Annotated in this window: 5 protein-coding genes; 4 read left to right on the plus strand and 1 reads right to left on the minus strand. The window is 70.4% G+C overall.

The genetic code is table 11. The features are described 5' to 3' along the window. Positions 1–57 precede the first annotated feature (57 nt). Entirely contained in the window at positions 58–1,116 is a 1,059-nt protein-coding gene (locus ACFXKG_RS19340) for a M4 family metallopeptidase (protein ID WP_384840057.1), read from the minus strand. 293 nt (positions 1,117–1,409) lie between these two features. On the opposite strand from ACFXKG_RS19340, the gene leuA reads away from it, so the two are divergent. From leuA to ACFXKG_RS19360, 4 genes are all read left to right on the plus strand, one after another. Next, positions 1,410–3,170, plus strand: a complete 1,761-nt coding sequence (gene leuA / locus ACFXKG_RS19345) for a 2-isopropylmalate synthase (RefSeq protein WP_384840060.1) — start codon at positions 1,410–1,412, stop codon at positions 3,168–3,170. A 257-nt stretch (positions 3,171–3,427) separates the two neighbouring features. Next, the gene (locus ACFXKG_RS19350; RefSeq protein WP_382888848.1) at positions 3,428–4,123 is read left to right on the plus strand and encodes a TerB family tellurite resistance protein; all 696 of its coding nucleotides are present in this window, start codon (positions 3,428–3,430) and stop codon (positions 4,121–4,123) included. A gap of 118 nt (positions 4,124–4,241) precedes the next feature. Next, on the plus strand, positions 4,242–4,991 hold the full coding sequence (gene recO / locus ACFXKG_RS19355) for a DNA repair protein RecO (protein WP_384840064.1): 750 nt from the start codon (positions 4,242–4,244) through the stop codon (positions 4,989–4,991). A gap of 37 nt (positions 4,992–5,028) precedes the next feature. Continuing rightward, the gene (locus tag ACFXKG_RS19360; protein WP_384840067.1) at positions 5,029–5,880 is read left to right on the plus strand and encodes an isoprenyl transferase; all 852 of its coding nucleotides are present in this window, start codon (positions 5,029–5,031) and stop codon (positions 5,878–5,880) included. Positions 5,881–6,000: the final 120 nt, after the last annotated feature.

Below are 6,000 nucleotides of genomic sequence, written 5' to 3' on the forward strand. Positions count from 1 at the left end.
TCTAGTACCTGACGGGCGGCAGCGGTAGCCGCCGCCCGCGCACCGGTGACGGCGGGATCAGCTCGTGCGGACCCCGACCTGGGACCAGGCCTTGACCACGGCTTCGAGCTCCGCCGCCTCCCCGTAGCGCGCCCGCGCCGCCGCGACCGTCAGTCCGGCGAAGTCCGCGAAGTCCGCGTCGATCTCCAGCTCGCCGCCGGTGAGCACGTCGAACCAGATCTGGCCCGCCCGCTCCCAGGCCTTGCCGCCGAGCTGGGTGGCCAGCAGGTAGAACGCGTGGTTCGGGATGCCGGAGTTGATGTGCACCCCGCCGTTGTCCTGATTGGTCCGTACGTAGTCGTCCATGACGGCCGGCTGCGGGTCCTTGCCGAGGACGTCGTCGTCGTACGCCGTGCCCGGGGCCTTCATGGAGCGCAGCGCGACGCCCTGGACGCGCGGTGCGAGCAGGCCCTCGCCGATGAGCCAGTCCGCCTGGTCCGCGGTCTGGTCCAGGGTGTACTGCTTGACCAGCGTGCCGAAGACGTCCGACACGGACTCGTTGAGCGCGCCCGACTGCCCGTAGTAGGCGAGGTTGGCCGTGTACTGGGTGAGGCCGTGCGTCAACTCGTGGCCGATCACGTCCACCGGGAGGGTGAAGTCGAGGAAGATCTCCCCGTCGCCGTCCCCGAAGACCATCTGCTCGCCGTCCCAGAAGGCGTTCCCGTAGTCGCGGTCGTAGTGCACGCTGGCGACGAGCGGCAGCCCCGCGCCGTCCAGCGAGTCGCGGCCGTACGCCGAGAGCAGCAGCTCGAACGTGGAGCCGAGCCCGCCGTACGCGCGGTTGACGGTGGCGTCCTGGCCCGGTTCCGCGCCCTCCTCGCGGACCTCCCTGCCCGGCAGCGCCGTGCTGTTCCGGCAGTCGTAGATGGTGCGGTGGGGGGCGCCCGTCGCGGCGCCCTCCGGCGCGGCGGGCGGGCGCGCGGCCACGGCGGTCAGACGGCGCCGGGTGCGCTGCGCGGAGTCCGCCTCCAGGGTGCGGCGGGCGGGGCCGGAGACCGCGGGGTCGTCGGCCTGCGCGAGCTTGTCGAGTACGTGCGGCGGCACGATGGTGCAGAAGACCGGTGTGATGGCGTCCATGACAGCAATGTGGCAGCCCGTCACACCTCTGTCACCCATTGCGACAATCTTTGCTGAAATAGAGTGATCCGGGTCGGTGTGGTCGTCATATGATTCCGCATGCTGATACGAGGCGGCGCCCGCGCCGTGCCGTCTGTTACGTTGCTGCACATCATGCGTTTCGGGCTGCTTCTCCTTAGCTGCCGCGGCGAGGGCCTGTAGTCGTAGGCCGACCCCCTCCCCGCGGAGTTTCGGCGTTGCGGTGATCACGCCCCCGTCGGCCGTCCCAGTGGACACACGAGGAGCCCTACGCAATGTCTGCACCTTCCGTCGGTCGCCCCACGCCCCTCACCAACGCGACCCACACCCAGCGCCCGTCCAGGATGCCGATCCACAAGTACGGCCGCTACGAGGCCGTGGACATCGCCGACCGCACCTGGCCGGACAACCGGGTCACCGCCGCCCCCCGCTGGCTCTCCACCGATCTGCGCGACGGCAACCAGGCGCTGATCGACCCCATGTCGCCGGCGCGCAAGCGCGAGATGTTCGACCTGCTGGTCCGCATGGGCTACAAGGAGATCGAGGTCGGCTTCCCGGCCTCCGGTGAGACCGACTTCGCGTTCGTACGGTCGATCATCGAAGAGGGCGCGATCCCCGAGGACGTGACGATCTCCGTCCTGACCCAGGCGCGTGAAGAGCTGATCGAGCGCACCGTCGAGGCGCTGCGCGGCGCGCACCGCGCCACCGTCCACCTCTACAACGCCACCGCCCCCACCTTCCGCCGGGTCGTCTTCCGCGGCACGAAGGAGCAGGTCAAGCAGATCGCCGTGGACGGTACCCGGCTGGTGATGGAGTACGCGGAGAAGATCCTCGGCCCCGAGACCACCTTCGGCTACCAGTACAGCCCGGAGATCTTCACCGACACCGAGCTGGACTTCGCCCTGGAGGTCTGCGAGGCGGTCATGGATGTCTGGCAGCCCGAGGCCGGCCGCGAGATCATCCTCAACCTGCCCGCCACCGTCGAGCGGTCGACCCCCTCCACCCACGCGGACCGCTTCGAGTGGATGTCCCGCAACCTCTCCCGCCGCGAGCACGTCTGTCTGTCCGTGCACCCGCACAACGACCGCGGCACGGCCGTCGCCGCCGCCGAACTGGCGCTGATGGCCGGCGCCGACCGGATCGAGGGGTGCCTGTTCGGCCAGGGCGAGCGCACCGGCAACGTGGACCTGGTGACGCTGGGCATGAACCTCTTCTCCCAGGGCGTCGACCCGCAGATCGACTTCTCGCGGATCGACGAGGTCCGCCGTACCAGCGAGTACTGCAACCAGATGGAGATCCACCCGCGCCACCCCTACGTGGGCGACCTGGTTTACACCTCCTTCTCCGGCTCCCACCAGGACGCCATCAAGAAGGGCTTCGACGCCCGCGAGGCCGACGCCGCGGCGCGCGGCAGGTCCGTCGACGAGATCGAGTGGGCCGTGCCGTACCTGCCGATCGATCCGAAGGACGTGGGCCGCTCCTACGAGGCGGTCATCCGCGTCAACTCGCAGTCCGGCAAGGGCGGTGTCGCGTACGTCCTGAAGAACGACCACAAGCTGGACCTGCCGCGCCGGATGCAGATCGAGTTCTCCCGCATCATTCAGGCCAAGACCGACGCCGAGGGCGGCGAGGTCACCCCCGCCCAGATCTGGTCGGTCTTCCGGGACGAGTACCTGCCCAACGCGGAGAACGCCTGGGGCCGGATCCAGCTCCGCTCGGGGCAGACCACGACCGACACGGACGGCAAGGACACCCTGACCGTCCAGGCTGTCGTGGACGGTACGGAGACGGTCCTGACCGGCACCGGCAACGGTCCGATCTCGGCCTTCTTCGAGGCCCTGGCGGCGGTCGGGGTGGACGCCCGGCTGCTGGACTACCAGGAGCACACCATGAGCGAGGGCGCGAGCGCGCAGGCCGCCTCGTACATCGAGTGCGCGATCGACGGAAAGGTGCTGTGGGGCATCGGCATCGACGCCAACACCACCCGCGCGTCACTCAAGGCGGTCATCTCCGCGGTGAACCGCGCGACCCGCTGACCCACCGGGACACCCGCGCGACCCCGCCCGGCGTCCCGCGCCGACCTGAGCCTTTCCCGAGCCCCGCCCCCGTACGCAAGGGGCGGGGTTCGGCCATGTCATGGCGATCTCACGCCACGGTACTGACGCCATCGCGGAGATGTGGCTAACATCACGTCAGCGCGGCGGCTCCACGTCCTGATTTCCTGAAAGGGCGCGGAGGCGAAGCGGAGTGCGGCGCAACGAAGCGCCGCCGAGGCGTTACGGAGGTGCGCGACGTGCTGCCAGCTCAAGGACCACGCGGCCGAAAACCGCGCCTCTGCGGCATTCGCACGTCGTGGACCACGGTCGGTGACGGCGAGTTCTTCTGCCCCGACTGCGGCGGTGACCGCAACTACCGCCGTCGTACCGGCCGTCGCCGCTTCACCGTGCTCGGCATCCCGCTGCTCTCGCGCGGCAGTGCCGGACCCGTGGTCGAGTGCGCCGCCTGCCACGCCCACTTCGGCACGGACGCGCTGGACCACCCCACCACCCTCCGCTTCTCCGCGATGCTGCGCGACGCCGTCCACACGGTTGCGCTCGCGGTCCTCGCGGCCGGCGGCACCTCGTCGCGTACGGTCCTGGAGACCGCCGTTCTCACGGTGCGCGCGGCCGGGTTCGAGGAGTGCACCGAGGACCGGCTGACGGACCTGGTCGAGGCGCTGGCCGCCGACACCGGCCGCTTCGTCGTCGACGCGGGCCCCTTCGGCGCCGCGCTCGCCATCGAGCTGCACGAGGCGCTGGAGCCGCTCGCGCCCCATCTCGCCCCGGCGGGACGGGAGTCGATCCTGCTCCAGGGCGCCAGGATCGCCTTGGCGGACGGGGTCTACAGCCCGGCCGAGCGCGAGGTGCTGAGCATCGTCGGCGGCGCGCTCCAGCTCCGCGCGGACGACACGGCCCGCCTGCTGCTGGCCGCGTCGGGAACGCCTTCCTGAGGGTTCCCGAGGGGGCCTGAAGGTCTCCGAGGGTTCCGGCGCGGCGGGTACGGACCGTAGCCGTCCGACCACAAACGCACGCGGGAACAGGCGTCCGCGCATGCGGGAGAATGACGTCATGAGTCTGTTCCGGGACGACGGCGTCGTGCTGCGCACCCAGAAGCTCGGTGAGGCCGACCGCATCATCACGCTTCTGACCCGCGGCCACGGCCGTGTCCGCGCCGTGGCCCGGGGGGTACGGCGGACCAAGTCCAAGTTCGGGGCGCGGCTGGAGCCGTTCTCCCACGTCGACGTGCAGTTCTTCGCCCGTGGCAGCGAGCTGATCGGGCGCGGCCTGCCGCTGTGCACGCAGAGCGAGACCATCGCCCCGTACGGGGGCGGGATCGTCGCCGACTACGCCCGCTACACCGCCGGCACCGCGATGCTGGAGACCGCCGAGCGGTTCACCGACCACGAGGGCGAGCCGGCCGTCCAGCAGTACCTGCTGCTCGTCGGCGGGCTGCGCACCCTCGCTCGCGGGGAGCACGCGCCCCATCTGATCCTCGACGCCTTCCTGCTGCGCTCCCTCGCCGTCAACGGTTACGCGCCGAGCTTCGACGACTGCGCGCGGTGCGGACTGCACGGCCCCAACCGGTTCTTCTCCGTCGCCTCGGGCGGGGTCGTCTGCGGCGACTGCCGGGCGCCCGGCAGCGTCGTACCCTCTGCTGAGGCCGTCGGACTGCTCAGCGCGCTGCTGACCGGGGACTGGGCGACGGCCGACGCGTGTGAGGCGCGCCATGTCAGGGAGGGCAGCGGACTGGTGTCCGCCTATCTGCACTGGCATCTGGAGCGCGGCCTGCGCTCCCTCAGATACGTAGAGAAGAACTAGTCCAGTCAGAGCAGAACAACGAGGAGACGAGAAGCGCATGGCACGACGCGGAATCCTGGGACGCTCCCGCCGCGACTACAAGACGCCGGAGCCGCACCCGTCGGGCGCGGTGCCGCCGAAGATCCCCGGCGAGCTGGTGCCGAAGCACGTGGCCTGCGTCATGGACGGGAACGGCCGCTGGGCCAAGGAGCGCGGGCTGCCGCGCACCGAGGGCCACAAGGTGGGCGAGGGCGTCGTCCTGGACGTGCTCAAGGGCTGCCTGGAGATGGGCGTCAAGAACCTCTCCCTGTTCGCCTTCTCGACCGAGAACTGGAAGCGCACCCCCGACGAGGTGCGCTTCCTGATGAACTTCAACCGCGATGTCATCCGGCGCCGCCGTGACGAGATGGACGAGCTGGGGATCCGGATCCGCTGGGTCGGCCGGATGCCCAAGATGTGGAAGTCGGTCGTCCAGGAGCTCCAGGTCGCCCAGGAGCAGACCAAGGACAACGACGCCATGACGCTCTACTTCTGCGTCAACTACGGCGGTCGCGCGGAGATCGCCGACGCAGCGCGGGCACTCGCGGCCGATGTCGCGTCCGGCAAGCTCGACCCGGCCAAGGTCAACGAGAAGACCTTCGCCAAGTACATGTACTACCCGGACATGCCGGACGTGGATCTCTTCCTGCGGCCGAGCGGTGAGCAGCGTACGTCCAACTACCTGATCTGGCAGAGCAGTTACGCGGAGATGGTCTTCCAGGACGTGCTGTGGCCGGACTTCGACCGGCGGGACCTGTGGCGGGCCTGCCTGGAGTACGCGTCCAGGGACCGCCGCTTCGGCGGGGCGCTGCCCAACGAGTCGGCCGACGTGGACATTCCGGAACAGGACGAACAGGCCGAGCAGGCGTAGCGAGCAGGAAAGAGGGTGGTGGGGGGGGGGGGCGCCGGCGCGGGGGCCCCCCCCCCCCCGCCCCGGGGGGGGTGGTGGTTGGGGGGGGGGGGCGCACGCGCGCGGGGGCGCGGAGGGGGA

This window comes from Streptomyces sp. NPDC059255 (genome assembly GCF_042752355.1).
Classification (GTDB): domain Bacteria; phylum Actinomycetota; class Actinomycetes; order Streptomycetales; family Streptomycetaceae; genus Streptomyces.

Excerpts from the sequence above, each read along its gene's own strand:
- ACFXKG_RS19340 (WP_384840057.1), bottom strand. The coding sequence starts at position 1,116 with ATGGACGCCATCACACCGGTCTTCTGCACCATCGTGCCGCCGCACGTA.
- recO (WP_384840064.1), top strand. The coding sequence starts at position 4,242 with ATGAGTCTGTTCCGGGACGACGGCGTCGTGCTGCGCACCCAGAAGCTC.
- ACFXKG_RS19360 (WP_384840067.1), top strand. The coding sequence starts at position 5,029 with ATGGCACGACGCGGAATCCTGGGACGCTCCCGCCGCGACTACAAGACG.
- leuA (WP_384840060.1), top strand. The coding sequence starts at position 1,410 with ATGTCTGCACCTTCCGTCGGTCGCCCCACGCCCCTCACCAACGCGACC.